The organism is Pseudoalteromonas sp. DY56-GL79, from assembly GCF_041414765.1.
Lineage (GTDB): Bacteria > Pseudomonadota > Gammaproteobacteria > Enterobacterales > Alteromonadaceae > Pseudoalteromonas > Pseudoalteromonas piscicida.
The window spans coordinates 164,560-177,417 of record NZ_JANHZS010000002.1 but is presented as its reverse complement, the minus strand read 5'-3'; the positions used below and the strand labels follow the sequence as shown (position 1 = coordinate 177,417).

Genomic DNA, 12,858 nt, shown 5'->3' with positions numbered 1-12,858 from the left:
GATAGCGATAAAATAAGTGCACTAAAACAACTTCAAAGTGAACTTATGAAACGCACCCTACTCTCTCTTGCTATTGTTTCCTTATCTCCCATCACCCATGCTGATGAAATTGAAAAAATTGTTGTTATTGCACCGATGCAAACACCAATTACGCTAACAACGGATACCAAAGCAGTACGCCAACCACTACCAGCACAAGATGGCGCGGATTTACTCTCTTCAATTGCGGGATTCTCACTCATTAAAAAAGGCGGCGCAAGTGCTGACCCTGTGTTTCGTGGCATGGCAGGCTCTAGAATTGCCATTATCGCCAATAATGGTCAAACGCTTGGTGGTTGCGGTAGCCGCATGGACCCGCCTACGGCATATATTACGCCACAATCCTACGACACCTTAAAAGTCATCAAAGGCCCACAAACTGTGTTGTATGGTCCAGGCAACAGTGCTGCGACTGTGGTGTTTGAACGTGAAAATGAACGCCTAGCTAAATCTGAAGTGATTGGCTTTACCAATGCGGTGCTTTCGAGCCAAGGCCGCCACAGTGTTAACAGCGATATCAAGGCTGGTAATGAACGCGGATACGCTCGGATAGCAGCAAATTACAGTGATGCAGATGATTATGAAGATGGTAATGGCACCAAAGTTCACTCAGCGTATGAGCGCTGGAATATTGACACAGAGTTTGCCTATACCCCAAGCGATGACGCTTTTTACTCTATCACTTACGGGGTAAGCGATGGTGAAGTTGCCTATGCCGACCGCATGATGGATGGCAGCCTCTTCGACCGAGAAAATATTGGCCTGAATATCAAATTATCTTCCCTTTCATCTCTGATTGAAGAGTTAACATTCAACGCATACTATAACTACGTTGACCACATCATGGACAATCATAGCTTACGTCCTTTTGTCTCTAACATGATGATGAAAACCCCAACCTCTTCCAACCCAGACCGTAAAACTTATGGCGCAAAGCTTACGTTGACTTCAGAAATCAATACCCAACATACTTTTATTTACGGTGTCGATTATCAAGCAAATGAGCACCGCAATCGAGTCAGCCGAGATCAATTCAACAATCCGGTAGAAACGATGCCACGCCAAATAGATGCTGAATTTAGACAGCTCGGTGTATTTGCCGAGTTCGAATATCAATTGAGTCAAACTAGCCAATGGGTTAGCGGATTGCGCATTGATGATTGGCAAAATGAAGATCATCGCACCATGATAAGCGCAATGATGTCGATGAAACCAAACCCAACCGCCCTACAAACAAGAGACGATACGTTATTCAGCGGATTTAGCCGCTATCAAGCACAATCTGAAAACAGTAGCTATTTTGTCGGTTTCGGCGTTACAGAGCGTTTTCCCGATTACTGGGAAGTAGTCGGTGGTAGCCGAGGAAGTGAAACGTCTATTTCTGCCTTTAATGTCGATACTGAAAAAACCGTGCAATTAGATGCTGGATTGGTAAAGCAGTTCAAAGACATTAACGTCAACTTCTCAGTGTTCTATAACCAAATTGACGACTATTTATTAATCGACAATATGTTTGAAAAGATGAATATGATGTCAAAAGTGACCAGAAATATTGACGCGGAAACCTTCGGTTTTGAGGGTGAAGTAATGTGGCAAGCGAGCAAAGCGCTGCAACTCACCAGTAGTATCAACTACGTAAAGGGTAATAACCTTACCGACAATCTCGCATTAGCTCAGCAACCGCCTCTGCAACTGCGTATTGCGAGCAATTACCAACTAAGCGATAAGTGGCAACTAGGCGGATTGGTAAGATTAGTACAACATCAGCATAGAGTGGCGATTGGACAAGGGAATATTGCAGGGCAGGACATCACTGCAACGGCAGGCTTTGGCACACTTTCACTCAATACCAATTATCAATATAGCAATGCATTACAGCTCAGTGCTGGCGTAGATAATGTACTCGATAAAACCTATGCCGAACATTTAAGTCGTTCAGGCGCCGCGGTAAGTGGCTTTGACCAAATTGATCGAGTCAATGAGCCGGGACGGACGCTCTGGGCAAATCTCAACTGGCGCTTCTAACCGTATACTAAGATAGCCAAAAGGTCGGCGATTGCCGACCTTGTTTTTACAAGTTCTCTAAAAAGTTCTCATCAAAATCATCCGGCTCTTCTTCCATTGGCGGATTGCCATCGAATAGCTCGTACAACTGGCGTTGATAATAGACATCTTTCAAGAAAGTGTATGGATCAAGCGACTCATTTAGCAGCTTTTCTTGTGACATCAAAGCCGCTCTTGCTTCAACCGCACGCAGCGCAAACACTAATACCGTCTGAGGCGTTGTGAGTGCGATTTCTGGCAACACAAAGTTATCGACTACATCACCCGTTAAGTTTCTCGCGGTCGTCGGTCCCATACCAGGGATCATAATGTACGCACCATCGCCAACCCCCCACACACCCAAGGTTTGGCCAAAGTCTTCGTCTTTAAGCTCAAGACCAAGTGTTTTCGCAACATCAAACAAGCCAAAAATACCGACCGTAGAATTAACTAAAAAGCGAGCAACATTGATTGCCATATGATCAGGCTTACCCTGCAATGCCGCGTTTACTGCATCGGTCGGTGCGGCGATGTTGGTGGTGAAATTGACGACACTACTGCGTACAGGAGCGGGAGTCACCGCGACATATCCTTTAGCAACAGGACGCAAAATATAGGCATCCAACACATCCATGTTAAAGTCATAGAGTGGGCGGTTAAGTGATTGAAATGGATCTCGTGGATCCTTTTTCTCTTCGGGTACTTGCGCACAACCGACAATGGTCAACGCAAGTAAGCCTGTGAGCACGGCTTTAAGCATTTATTTCCCTGTATTTGTTAAGACACGACTAATCTCGACATTGAGCTGATTTTCGCCTTGTTGAAGTTCAATTACGCTTGAAACACCCTCAAGTTCTCCATCTGAAGGCATTACTGAACCATCATTAGAAATACGTGCGGTGACCGTAACTTGAGAAAATTTCGACAAGGTTAATTCAGGCATCATTGCCATACTATCATCTAGGTTTACCGTCATTGGCAAGTTAAAGTTTGTAATTTTGGCCACCGCCAATGGCATGGCAGGACCTTCAGCTGCTTTTGCAAAAACGAACAAGGTGCTGTCCTTTGGAATGTTATTCTGTAACTCAGCTGAAATGGTTACAGTAGCGACAATACCAGCTTTTACAGCCACTGGTTCGTCTTTTTGTTGACCCAACTTTTGTTCGATTTCAGCAATGCGCCCTGCAATCATCTCATAACGCGGATCATCTTTGGTTAATTGTGACAACAAGACTTCAAAGGCGGCTTTTGACTCTTTCCAATCTTGACGTTCATAGGCAATTAACGCCAGCAAGCTTATCGCATCAATATTCGTTGGATCATTCTTGAGCACTTTTGACAACATTTTTGCCGCGCGATTCATACTTGGCTCTGAGCCCTCTATCAATAATGCTTGGCTATAATTCACCAGAACATTATTGTTATTAGGTTGCATCACGAGTGCTTTATCAAATGCCTGCATCGCCATCTCAAAGTCACTAAGTGACATTGCAACACGACCAAGTAACATCCATGCAACTGCATCATCGCCAGCTGTTGCTAGTTTAGTTCTTAGCCCCAGCGCAAATGCTTGTAGCTCGTTGGCATTAAGCGGCTCTCCAGATTGCATTACTGCACGCTCACCATACTCAGGTAACTTTTCAACGGCTTCATGCCAGCTCGCTATTTGCCTGTGGCTACCTGTGTAGTAATAAAAGACACCAGTGACCAGCACCATAAATGCAATACCCGTCAGCGCCAACACACGGTTGTCTCCGCGACTCGTCAATGATTGTTCAGGCGATAACTCATTCAATAAGCGACGCTTGAGTTCAACCACGGATTCACTATAACTGTCTTTTTCAATACGCTGATTAGCAAGCTCTTCTTTTAATTCCTCCAAACGTTGATGGAAAATATCGATACGCTCAGCATTCGCATCGTGATCAACCGTGATGCGCTTTTCCTTTTTAATAAACGGAAAAACCACAAAGAGACCGGCAAATACGCCCAGCAGAAGAAACAAAAACCACATTTGGGTTAAATCTGTCGAGAATTCGCTCACTGCTCACGCTCCTGACGTTGATATTGATTAATGAGCTCTGTCAGCTTTTGTTCGTCCGCTGCATTCCAATCTTGCTTTTTCGCAGCGCGCTTTTGACGAAATACGATAAAGCCGAAGCCTAAAATAATGATTGCCACTGGCAGTACCCAAAGTACAATCGTTGCAGGCGTAACCGGTGGTTGATAATGAACGAAATAGCCATAGCGGTCGATCATATAATCAATGACCTCTTGCTTAGACTGACCTTCATTAACCAAAGCGATAACTTTGTCACGTAGATCTTTGGCTACGACAGCATCTGAATCGGCAATGTTTTGGTTCTGGCATTTCGGGCAGCGTAGCTCATGAGTCAGCTCTCGGAAAGTTTGCTCACGTTCAGCTGTAGCAAAGTTATATTTGTCTTCCGTTGCTTGCGCCGCTGCGGCAATCATCATTAAAAGCAAAACAATTACATATTTCATTGTGTTAGCTCCTGATAGATTGCTGCAAATTTAGTACGCCACACACGTTCATTGATGTCGCCAGTATGATGCAACAAAATCTTACCTTGCTTATCTACCAAAAAAGTCTCTGGCGCGCCTGAAACACCTAGATCCAGTGCTAATGTACGCTCCAAATCAAGAATGTTAAATTGGTATGGGTTACCAGCACGACTCAACATGTTATTGACATCTTGTCTTAGAGCATTGATATCAAACTGGTCGCCAAAATCAGGGTCATAAGCCTGCTCGTAATACAGACCTATTATTTTCACGCCACGCTCTCTAAGCTCAGTTAAATAACCCAGCTCAGCGATACACGTTGGGCACCAAGTGCCCCATACGTTCATCAAGTAGACTTCACCCTTAAGCGAGTCGGCTGTCCAGGTTTTATCACTATCCATTAGATCGGGTAATGAAAACTCAGGCATAGTGTGTCCTAAACGGCCGGTCTGGATCTCTCTAGGATTACCAAATAGTCCTTGGTACAAAAACACACACAGGAAAATAAATATCAAAAAAGGCACTAAACCTAATAACTTGCGGTTCATGTTAAGCCTCCACTTGGGATGATTTTTTCACGCGGCTGCGGTAGCGTTTATCCGCAAGCACAATGAAGCCGGCAAAAGAGATAAGTAGCCCACCTAGCCACATCCAGCGTACGTATGGTTTGTGATAGATCCTAAGCGACCACGCGCCTGCAGAAAGCGGCTCGCCGAGTGCTAGATATAAATCACGGAAGAAACCATCATCAATAGCGGCTTCGGTCATAAACTGCATCCCTACATCATAACGGCGTTTTTCTGCATGCAGCTCGGTGACTTTTTTACCATTTTTGAATACCGTCACTACGCCAGCATGACCACCGTAGTTCGGGCCTCGAATTTCTTTTACCCCATCAAAGCGATATTCGTACTCGTTTAGCATCGCCGTTTCACCGGGTTTCATGCTCACGGAGCGCTCAACTGAGTATGCTGAAGTTAACGTCACCGACGCGATAACAAAGGCAATACCAACGTGCCCGAGTACCATTGCCCAATAGCTCAATCCTAGCTTTTTAAAGCCGATCGCAACACTTGGGTGAACAGTCACTTTATTAAATAAGTCAGCAGCAGTAGCCACACTTATCCACACAGCTAAAGCGGTCGCAACAAACGTAAGTGGCGCCACCACTTCGTAGCTCGAGTACAACCACGTCGCCGTGAGCACTAAACTCACCGCAATCAATACAGCCCATTTTTTCACTAGTGGCGGCATTTTATTTTGTTTCCAGCGCAGCATAGGTGCTAAACCCAGCAAAATCGCGAACGGCACGATTAATATCGCAAACATTTGGTTAAAGAAAGGTACGCCAATAGAAATAGAGCCTAAGCCCAACTCTTTATGGATCATAGGCAATAGCGTACCCAATAATACAATCAAGGTCGCAACCACTAAGAAGATATTGTTGATCCACAGCGCTACTTCACGCGAAATGAATTGATAACGCCCTTCGCTATATACTTGAGCTACGCGCAGTGCGTAAAGCGCTAAGCTACCACCCACAACCACAGCCAAGAATGACAGGATATATAAACCACGGTCTGGATCGGTTGCAAACGCATGCACCGAAACGATGATCCCAGAACGAACGATAAAGGTACCAAGTAAACATAAACTAAACGCGGTGATAGCAAGTAGTACTGTCCAAGACTTAAACACACCACGCTTTTCTGTTACTGCGAGTGAATGCAATAAAGCGGTTGCAACAAGCCAAGGCATCAGTGAAGCGTTTTCCACCGGATCCCAGAACCACCAACCGCCCCAGCCTAGCTCTGAGTACGCCCACCAACTACCAATAGTAATGCCTAGAGTAAGAAAGCCCCATGCGGCCATTGTCCAAGGACGTGACCATTTAGCCCAAGTGTTATCAAGTTTACCGGTTAAAAGCGCAGCAATTGCAAAAGAGAAAGACACAGATAAGCCAACATAACCCATATAAAGGAGTGGCGGGTGAATGATCATTCCAGGGTCTTGCAATAATGGATTTAAATCACGCCCTTCAACAGGGAAGTAAGGAAGCAAACGCTCAAACGGGCTCGACATCCACAGGGTATAGAGCATAAAGCCCACACCTAAAAAGCCAAGTACGCCTAACACACGCGCTCGCAATACCCACGGTAGCGACTTTGACATCACTGCAACCAGCATGGTCCACATGGATTGCATCACTAACCACAGTAAAATTGCGCCTTCATGTCCACCCCACGTTGAGGTGATTTTATAATACCAAGGCAAAGTACTGCTCGAATGATGTGCCACATACGCAACCGTAAAGTCATCCATTAATGTGATGTAGATCAGTACCACAAATGAGAACACCACAAGAATACACTGACCAACGGCCAGTGAAGGAGCGGCTTTCATCAGCCTCAAATTACCCGTATAAGCACCCCACAATGGGAAAATACACAGTAATAAGCTCAATGCCATCGCCAGAACTAAAGCGAAGTAACCTATTTCTGGGACCATCTTAGTTCTCGCTGTTTAAATTATATTTTGGCTTTTCGTGCTTAATGCCTTTCACGGCTTCCGCCACTTCTGATGGCATATACTCTTCATCATGCTTGGCAAGTACTTCAAACGCTTCAACTACATTAGACTCAACTAACGTCCCTTGCGCTACGATACCTTGGCCTTCACGGAATAGATCAGGAAGAATGCCTTTATAACGAATAGTAACCATAGGGCCGGTGTCGATAAGTTTAAATGACACATCTAAGGACGTTTCATCACGCACTACTGACCCTGGTACAACCATACCGCCAATACGCAGCTTCTGGCCAATTTGCGGTATTTCTTTTAACTCACCTTTACCTTCAACAAGCTCGCTCGGCGTGTAAAACAAATTAATATTTTCTTGTAGTGCGTAAAGCGTAAGCCCAACCGCTGCGCCAATACCAAAGATAACGGCAACAACGGTGAATAATCTCTTTTTGCGTCTAGGATTCATGCTTGCGACTCCTCTTTTGCTTTTTTAATGCGTGCTTCTCTTGCCATTTGCGCTTTAACTGCTTGCTTTAGCGCCTTACCATCCAAGATAGAGCCGACTATAATACCAGCCAGTATTAATGCACATGAGCCAAATGAGAGCCAAACATAAAAGCCATAACCACCCATGGCTAAAAATTCACTGAAGGATTCAAACTGCATGATTAACCCCTATTCACTAATTCGCGGACCCAAGGACGGTGTTGCTCACTTCGTAAAATTTCATTTTTCAAACGAATTAGCGTAACCACGCCAAGCACACCAGCAAACGCCACTATGTTGATCAACAAAGGCCACAACATAGAAGGATCAATCGCTGAAGTATCAAATTTGGTGATAGTTGACCCCTGATGCAACGTGTTCCACCACTCTACCGAGAAATGAATAATAGGCAGATTAACGACCCCGACAATGGCAAGAATACAGGCAGCTCTACCACCTGATTTTTTATCTTCAAAGGCGTGATATAGAGACAAAACACCAAAATACAAAAACAATAGGATAAGCTCTGACGTCAATCTTGCATCCCAGACCCACCAAGCACCCCACATAGGTTTACCCCAAGCAGCACCAGTGATTAACGCAATCGCGGTCATTGCCGCACCAATGGGAGCAATGGCTATAACCGCCAATTCAGCATTACGAATTTGCCATACCAAGGCAACAATAGCCGCAATAGCCATAGACGAGTATGCGCCCATTGACCAGATAGCCGACGGCACATGAATAAAGATAATACGATAGCTGTCTTTTTGTTGGTAGTCGGCTGGCGCATAGGCTAACCCCCAAACCCATCCAACAATTAAGCCCACTACCGCAATCACGGCAAAGTAAGGAAGCAAGGTGTTACACAGTTGGTAAGCACGCTCCGCTTTGGCATAAGGATGTAACCACTTCCACATTTTAACTTACACTCACTCTTAAAGCTGACGATATGGCAATTGGTGCGGCAACAATTGCGACGGCAAGCATCGCACCAAGGATTGCAAGCTGACCACCATACGCTAAAGACATGCTACTGGTATCTATGGCAGACGTTGCAAAAATCAATACGGGGATATAAAGCGGTAGGACAAGTAAACTCATTAAAATGCCACCCTTTTGCAATGCAACGGTGAGTCCTGCGCCAATGGCCCCAATAAAACTTAATAACGGTGTACCTATCAGTAAGGTCAATACAGTCGCATTGAGAGACTGCGACTCGAGATTCATTAACAGCGCGAACAAGGGCGCAAGCACCACCATTGGCAAACCACTGACTGTCCAATGCGCAGCTACTTTTGCTAATACTGATAGCGATAAAGGATAAGGTGAAGCAATCAATTGCTCTAATGAGCCGTCGTTGTAATCGTCCCTAAATAATTTATCTAGACCTAACATAGTCGATAAAAGCGCCGCTACCCAAATAATACCCGGTGCCATTCTGGTAAGCAGCGCAGGTTCGGGCCCAATTGCTAACGGAAATAGGGTGATCACGATTAAGAAAAACAACAGCGGGTTGACTATCTCAGCGCGTTGTCTAAAGGCCAAGGTCACATCTTTGGCGTAAACCGATTTAAAAGCTAACCAGTAAGAATGTTGAGTCTGCATTACAAACGGTACTCCAACGCCAAGGTTTGTAACTGTGCAAAATGTGCGGTGAGATCTTGGTGGGTCGTCAATAAAATGGCGCCCCCCTTGTCAAGATGAGACTGAAATTGGGTTTGCAACATGGCGACCCCTTTTTTATCCAGTGCAGTAAATGGTTCATCTAGCACCCAAAGCTTGGCCTGATTCAGCCACAAACGTACTAACGCAACACGGCGCTGTTGGCCTGCCGACAATGTCCGCACAGGTACATCTTCAAGCCCTATTAAGCCGAGCTTAGCAAGCAGTGTATAGACTTCTTCTTCATCGGCCTGAGCGCCATGAACCATAAGCCAATGTTGGACATTTTCGTAGGCGCTAAGTTGTTGATTGACACCTGTCTTATGACCAATAAATAATAAATCGGCAGCGAATGAATCATAATCATCGCTGATATCAGTGCTGTTGTAGCGGATCTGCCCTTCGTCCGCTCTGGCGAACCCAGCAATGATCCTCAACAAAGAGGTTTTTCCGGCACCATTTGGGCCTTCAATTTGCATGATCTGCCCCGCATGGAGAGTGAAACTTAATGAGTCAAACAAGCATCTATCTTGTTTGGTACAAGTGACGGCGTCTATCTCTAGCAAACTTGGGCTTCTCTTTACCTAAAATTGGGCGTTAGTCTAACATAATGGTATGGTAATACGAATAATCCGATGCGACCGATTAGCGAAAATTTGATTTAAAATAATGAATAAGCTGCCAATTACAACAAATACGACGACAGCATCTGTGATAAGCACAGATAATAGCGAAGTATCGAGATTAGACTTAGCCAAAAACCAACCGTTTGCAGCGAAGAATATCCAAATTAGTAACGATAAACTAAAAATGGATGTGGCAATTGATGGCCGCTGGCAAACTATCCAACTAGCGCTTAAGCCTCCAACCCAGCCCAATCAGCTTCCAGAAGCACAGGTTAGTATCGATGAAACTGGCAAGGTGATCACCTTTCAAACGCCCAAATTACAAGCGCAAGTAACGCTAACAAAACAGCTTTTTGATATTTTAACGACGCTAAAGACACATACGCCAAGCCCTGTAGTACAGTCTTCAGCTACCACGTTGCCAGACGCCACACTACACATCAAGGCGCTTGATTTAAAAGTACCGCTTCCGCAAGCCGTGGCACAATTGCTCGCAAGTGAAAACAAACTCATTGCCCATCTTAGTGCCCAACAAAGTAATGTTTCCTTGCAAGTCGTCAATCAATTTAAAGACTTGCTGTTTAGTACAGCTTTACCTAAGTCAATGATTGCAAAACTTATCTCAAGTCAACTTAGCAGTGTTGAGGTAAAGCCGCAGCCAAGCGGAATAACACTTAACATTCATGACCGTTCAGTCACCTTATCGCCAATAAGCAGTAACTGGCCAGCAGCAACCACATGGCAAAAGGGCGAAGTAAAAACGGCTTTCAATGGAATTGATATCACAAAATCGACACAACAAGTAAAAGTAGAAACCATAAAGCCGCTTAGCGCTTTGCTGCAACAGGTAAGCGTAGTCAATAAGGATGCACCTTCACCGCTTGAGTCACGCTTAGCGTCAGTACATACGCTGGCGTATGACAAACCGTTACTTGAAGTCAATCTGCAACAAATTAAGTCAACGGTAGTAAAAGCGTTGCAAGTACTGATCGGAAGACCTTTTGGTAAACCACTCACAAATCAGGTAGATCAGCCCGCGAACTCCCCAGTCAAGAAAGGTAAAAATGATGTTTTGAGTCGCTCGGTCTCAACTCTGCTTGCGCCAAACGAGAAAGTAAGTGCTCACAATGAAAATAAATCAAGCACGCCACTGCAACAACTCTCAAACCAAATAAAGCTTAATCTTACAGAGCTGATGGCAAAGCAACCATTACCATTGCAAAAAAGTCACACACCTTTGCAAAACGAAAAGTTAGCCAGCTCCATTTCTCGTTACTTACAACACCAGCTAGCAGAGACACCAAAATATCAAGCGCCACCGGTTGATTTTGAGGTGAAACAAAAAGCCCTGTCCTTATTATTGGACACCCTCACAGGTAAACTGTCGCTTAGCAACAAGCAAGTTGAACAGCTGACACAAGTCTTAGAGCGGCCGCTTTATCGTAAAGCGAGTTCTGTGCCTGTAGATCCTGCTAAAACGCTCCAGTTGCAATTTACACATTCACAAAGCACAAAAGTAACCGCTTCGCCTCCTCAAGTACCTCAGCCTACCAGCAATCAAATTAAAGGGGTAATTGAAGCCCTGCTTACTCTGCCCATGGCTAAGCCCGAACAAAAAGAAAACACACCAAACATGTTACGCCAAGCTTCTGCAACCATCGAAAAGCTCGCAAAAGCAGATACATTCAAACAAACGCCTGAATTACAGAAATTAGTCAACCAAGCATTTTCGCGCTTGCTTGATGACCGCTCAGTCAACGCGCTCACCGTTAAAAACCAGTTAGAAAGCCAACTGGGCGTGGCAACCTTTGCTAACACGCCAACAAGTTTAGCTCAATCGAGCTTTACACAAATGTTGGACCGTTTAATTGTGTCGCTATTAGGTAGTCAGGTGGCAAACCAAGCTCAGAGCAATGAACAAGCAACACAAAAAATACAAGCCTTGCTGGATGCGCTGCTACCACAGCTGAAGCTGCTCTCCCCCAAGCAAACAGCAGACGCGCTTCAACAACCACAAGCAAAAGAGCTGTTAAACGAATTGGGGCAATTGCATAACCAATTACAACCGCAACAATCACACACTACAGCGACCAACTCTGCAAAACAAGACAGCGAAGCACAGTTGATTGTTAACCTGCTCTTCCCCACTAAAGTAGGACAAGAGCAACAGCAAACACAATTACAAATAGGTGAATATAAAAAATCGCCCAAACCTGGTATGCCAGAGAAATCCGTGTGGTTTATTCGTCTTTGTTTTGATTTTGCTGAAAAAGGTCAGATCCATGCCCAAGCCGAGCTGATGGATAAAGCTCTAGAATGTGCATTAGTAGCCACCTCTAATCAGGTCAAACAGCTCGCAGAGCCACATTTGGCAATGCTCAGACATAAGTTAGCATCTCATGAGCTACAAGTCGCTGAGATAGGCCTTAGGGAAGAAGCCAGCTTTCAAGATAAGTTCTTTAATGAACACGCAATTATCAACATTAAGGTGTAAAAGAGATGACACAAAAATCTGCAATCGGGTTGTTATATGAAGCCGGAAGCGCACCTCAGGTCACCTTTAAAGGATATGGCGAGCTGGCAGAGGAAATTATTGCGCTGGCAAAAGAGAAAAACATCATGATCCATGAAGATGAATCATTAGTACAAACGCTCAGTGCGCTTGAGTTACATCAAGAGATCCCAAAGGAGCTCTACTATGTGATTGCCGAACTCATCGCTTTTTCTTACATTATGCGTGGTAAGTTTCCACCTGGCTGGGAAGGTTTTCGTGGCAAGCTAGATATTAAGGCATAGCCAAAATTTCCTACTTTCTAGGGCCTGTTGACCTTTGCTGTTTGATTTTTGTTCTCCTGAGTGTGTTTTGATCGCGACGCTCGACTTGCCGCCTAGTAATCTAGGCAAAAGTTGAGCAACAAAGAACAAAGCGCACTCAGGGGAACCCAAAGGG

General features: G+C 44.8%; 13 protein-coding genes. 3 read left to right on the top strand and 10 right to left on the bottom strand.

All coding sequences use genetic code 11. The features are described from left to right. The first annotated feature begins 45 nt into the window (after positions 1–45). Positions 46–2,064 (top strand): TonB-dependent copper receptor, encoded by a 2,019-nt coding sequence (locus NO992_RS02180; RefSeq protein ID WP_371374001.1) that lies wholly within the window; start codon positions 46–48, stop codon positions 2,062–2,064. Between the two features lie 46 nt (positions 2,065–2,110). Here NO992_RS02180 and NO992_RS02175 read toward each other — a convergent pair whose 3' ends face one another. Genes NO992_RS02175 through ccmA form a run of 10 tightly spaced genes read right to left on the bottom strand, consistent with a single transcriptional unit; the run spans position 2,111 to position 9,848 of the window. Continuing rightward, positions 2,111–2,842, bottom strand: coding sequence for a VacJ family lipoprotein (locus NO992_RS02175; protein ID WP_017218026.1), 732 nt, complete (start codon positions 2,840–2,842; stop codon positions 2,111–2,113). Then, complete coding sequence (gene ccmI, locus NO992_RS02170; protein ID WP_371373998.1) at positions 2,843–4,126, bottom strand: c-type cytochrome biogenesis protein CcmI; 1,284 nt, start codon at positions 4,124–4,126, stop codon at positions 2,843–2,845. Continuing rightward, positions 4,123–4,587 (bottom strand): cytochrome c-type biogenesis protein, encoded by a 465-nt coding sequence (locus NO992_RS02165; RefSeq protein ID WP_010369077.1) that lies wholly within the window; start codon positions 4,585–4,587, stop codon positions 4,123–4,125. Before NO992_RS02165 ends, ccmI begins: the two co-directional genes overlap by 4 nt. Continuing rightward, complete coding sequence (locus NO992_RS02160) at positions 4,584–5,156, bottom strand: redoxin family protein (RefSeq protein ID WP_045961646.1); 573 nt, start codon at positions 5,154–5,156, stop codon at positions 4,584–4,586. The genes NO992_RS02165 and NO992_RS02160 overlap by 4 nt, the downstream gene beginning before the upstream one ends. Position 5,157: 1 nt before the next feature. Then, positions 5,158–7,116, bottom strand: coding sequence for a heme lyase CcmF/NrfE family subunit (locus tag NO992_RS02155; protein ID WP_371373994.1), 1,959 nt, complete (start codon positions 7,114–7,116; stop codon positions 5,158–5,160). A gap of 1 nt (position 7,117) precedes the next feature. After that, the gene (gene ccmE / locus NO992_RS02150) at positions 7,118–7,597 is read right to left on the bottom strand and encodes a cytochrome c maturation protein CcmE (RefSeq protein WP_010369083.1); all 480 of its coding nucleotides are present in this window, start codon (positions 7,595–7,597) and stop codon (positions 7,118–7,120) included. Next, complete coding sequence (gene ccmD / locus NO992_RS02145) at positions 7,594–7,797, bottom strand: heme exporter protein CcmD (RefSeq protein ID WP_371373991.1); 204 nt, start codon at positions 7,795–7,797, stop codon at positions 7,594–7,596. The genes ccmE and ccmD overlap by 4 nt, the downstream gene beginning before the upstream one ends. Positions 7,798–7,799: 2 nt before the next feature. Then, a complete protein-coding gene (locus NO992_RS02140) occupies positions 7,800–8,537 on the bottom strand; it encodes a heme ABC transporter permease (RefSeq protein WP_010369087.1) in 738 nt (245 codons plus the stop codon). 1 nt (position 8,538) lies between these two features. Continuing rightward, positions 8,539–9,225 (bottom strand): heme exporter protein CcmB, encoded by a 687-nt coding sequence (gene ccmB, locus NO992_RS02135; protein WP_010606377.1) that lies wholly within the window; start codon positions 9,223–9,225, stop codon positions 8,539–8,541. Continuing rightward, entirely contained in the window at positions 9,225–9,848 is a 624-nt protein-coding gene (gene ccmA / locus NO992_RS02130) for a cytochrome c biogenesis heme-transporting ATPase CcmA (protein WP_083838450.1), read from the bottom strand. Before ccmA ends, ccmB begins: the two co-directional genes overlap by 1 nt. Before the next feature lie 103 nt (positions 9,849–9,951). Here ccmA and NO992_RS02125 point away from each other — a divergent pair, with 103 nt between their 5' ends. Then, positions 9,952–12,402, top strand: coding sequence for a flagellar hook-length control protein FliK (locus NO992_RS02125; protein ID WP_371373987.1), 2,451 nt, complete (start codon positions 9,952–9,954; stop codon positions 12,400–12,402). A 5-nt stretch (positions 12,403–12,407) separates the two neighbouring features. Continuing rightward, positions 12,408–12,704 (top strand): EscU/YscU/HrcU family type III secretion system export apparatus switch protein, encoded by a 297-nt coding sequence (locus NO992_RS02120; RefSeq protein ID WP_088531003.1) that lies wholly within the window; start codon positions 12,408–12,410, stop codon positions 12,702–12,704. Positions 12,705–12,858 lie beyond the last annotated feature (154 nt).

Excerpts from the sequence above, each read along its gene's own strand:
- NO992_RS02180 (WP_371374001.1), top strand. The coding sequence starts at position 46 with ATGAAACGCACCCTACTCTCTCTTGCTATTGTTTCCTTATCTCCCATC.
- NO992_RS02175 (WP_017218026.1), bottom strand. The coding sequence starts at position 2,842 with ATGCTTAAAGCCGTGCTCACAGGCTTACTTGCGTTGACCATTGTCGGT.
- NO992_RS02165 (WP_010369077.1), bottom strand. The coding sequence starts at position 4,587 with ATGAAATATGTAATTGTTTTGCTTTTAATGATGATTGCCGCAGCGGCG.
- NO992_RS02160 (WP_045961646.1), bottom strand. The coding sequence starts at position 5,156 with ATGAACCGCAAGTTATTAGGTTTAGTGCCTTTTTTGATATTTATTTTC.
- NO992_RS02155 (WP_371373994.1), bottom strand. The coding sequence starts at position 7,116 with ATGGTCCCAGAAATAGGTTACTTCGCTTTAGTTCTGGCGATGGCATTG.
- ccmE (WP_010369083.1), bottom strand. The coding sequence starts at position 7,597 with ATGAATCCTAGACGCAAAAAGAGATTATTCACCGTTGTTGCCGTTATC.
- ccmD (WP_371373991.1), bottom strand. The coding sequence starts at position 7,797 with ATGCAGTTTGAATCCTTCAGTGAATTTTTAGCCATGGGTGGTTATGGC.
- NO992_RS02140 (WP_010369087.1), bottom strand. The coding sequence starts at position 8,537 with ATGTGGAAGTGGTTACATCCTTATGCCAAAGCGGAGCGTGCTTACCAA.
- ccmB (WP_010606377.1), bottom strand. The coding sequence starts at position 9,225 with ATGCAGACTCAACATTCTTACTGGTTAGCTTTTAAATCGGTTTACGCC.
- NO992_RS02125 (WP_371373987.1), top strand. The coding sequence starts at position 9,952 with ATGAATAAGCTGCCAATTACAACAAATACGACGACAGCATCTGTGATA.
- NO992_RS02120 (WP_088531003.1), top strand. The coding sequence starts at position 12,408 with ATGACACAAAAATCTGCAATCGGGTTGTTATATGAAGCCGGAAGCGCA.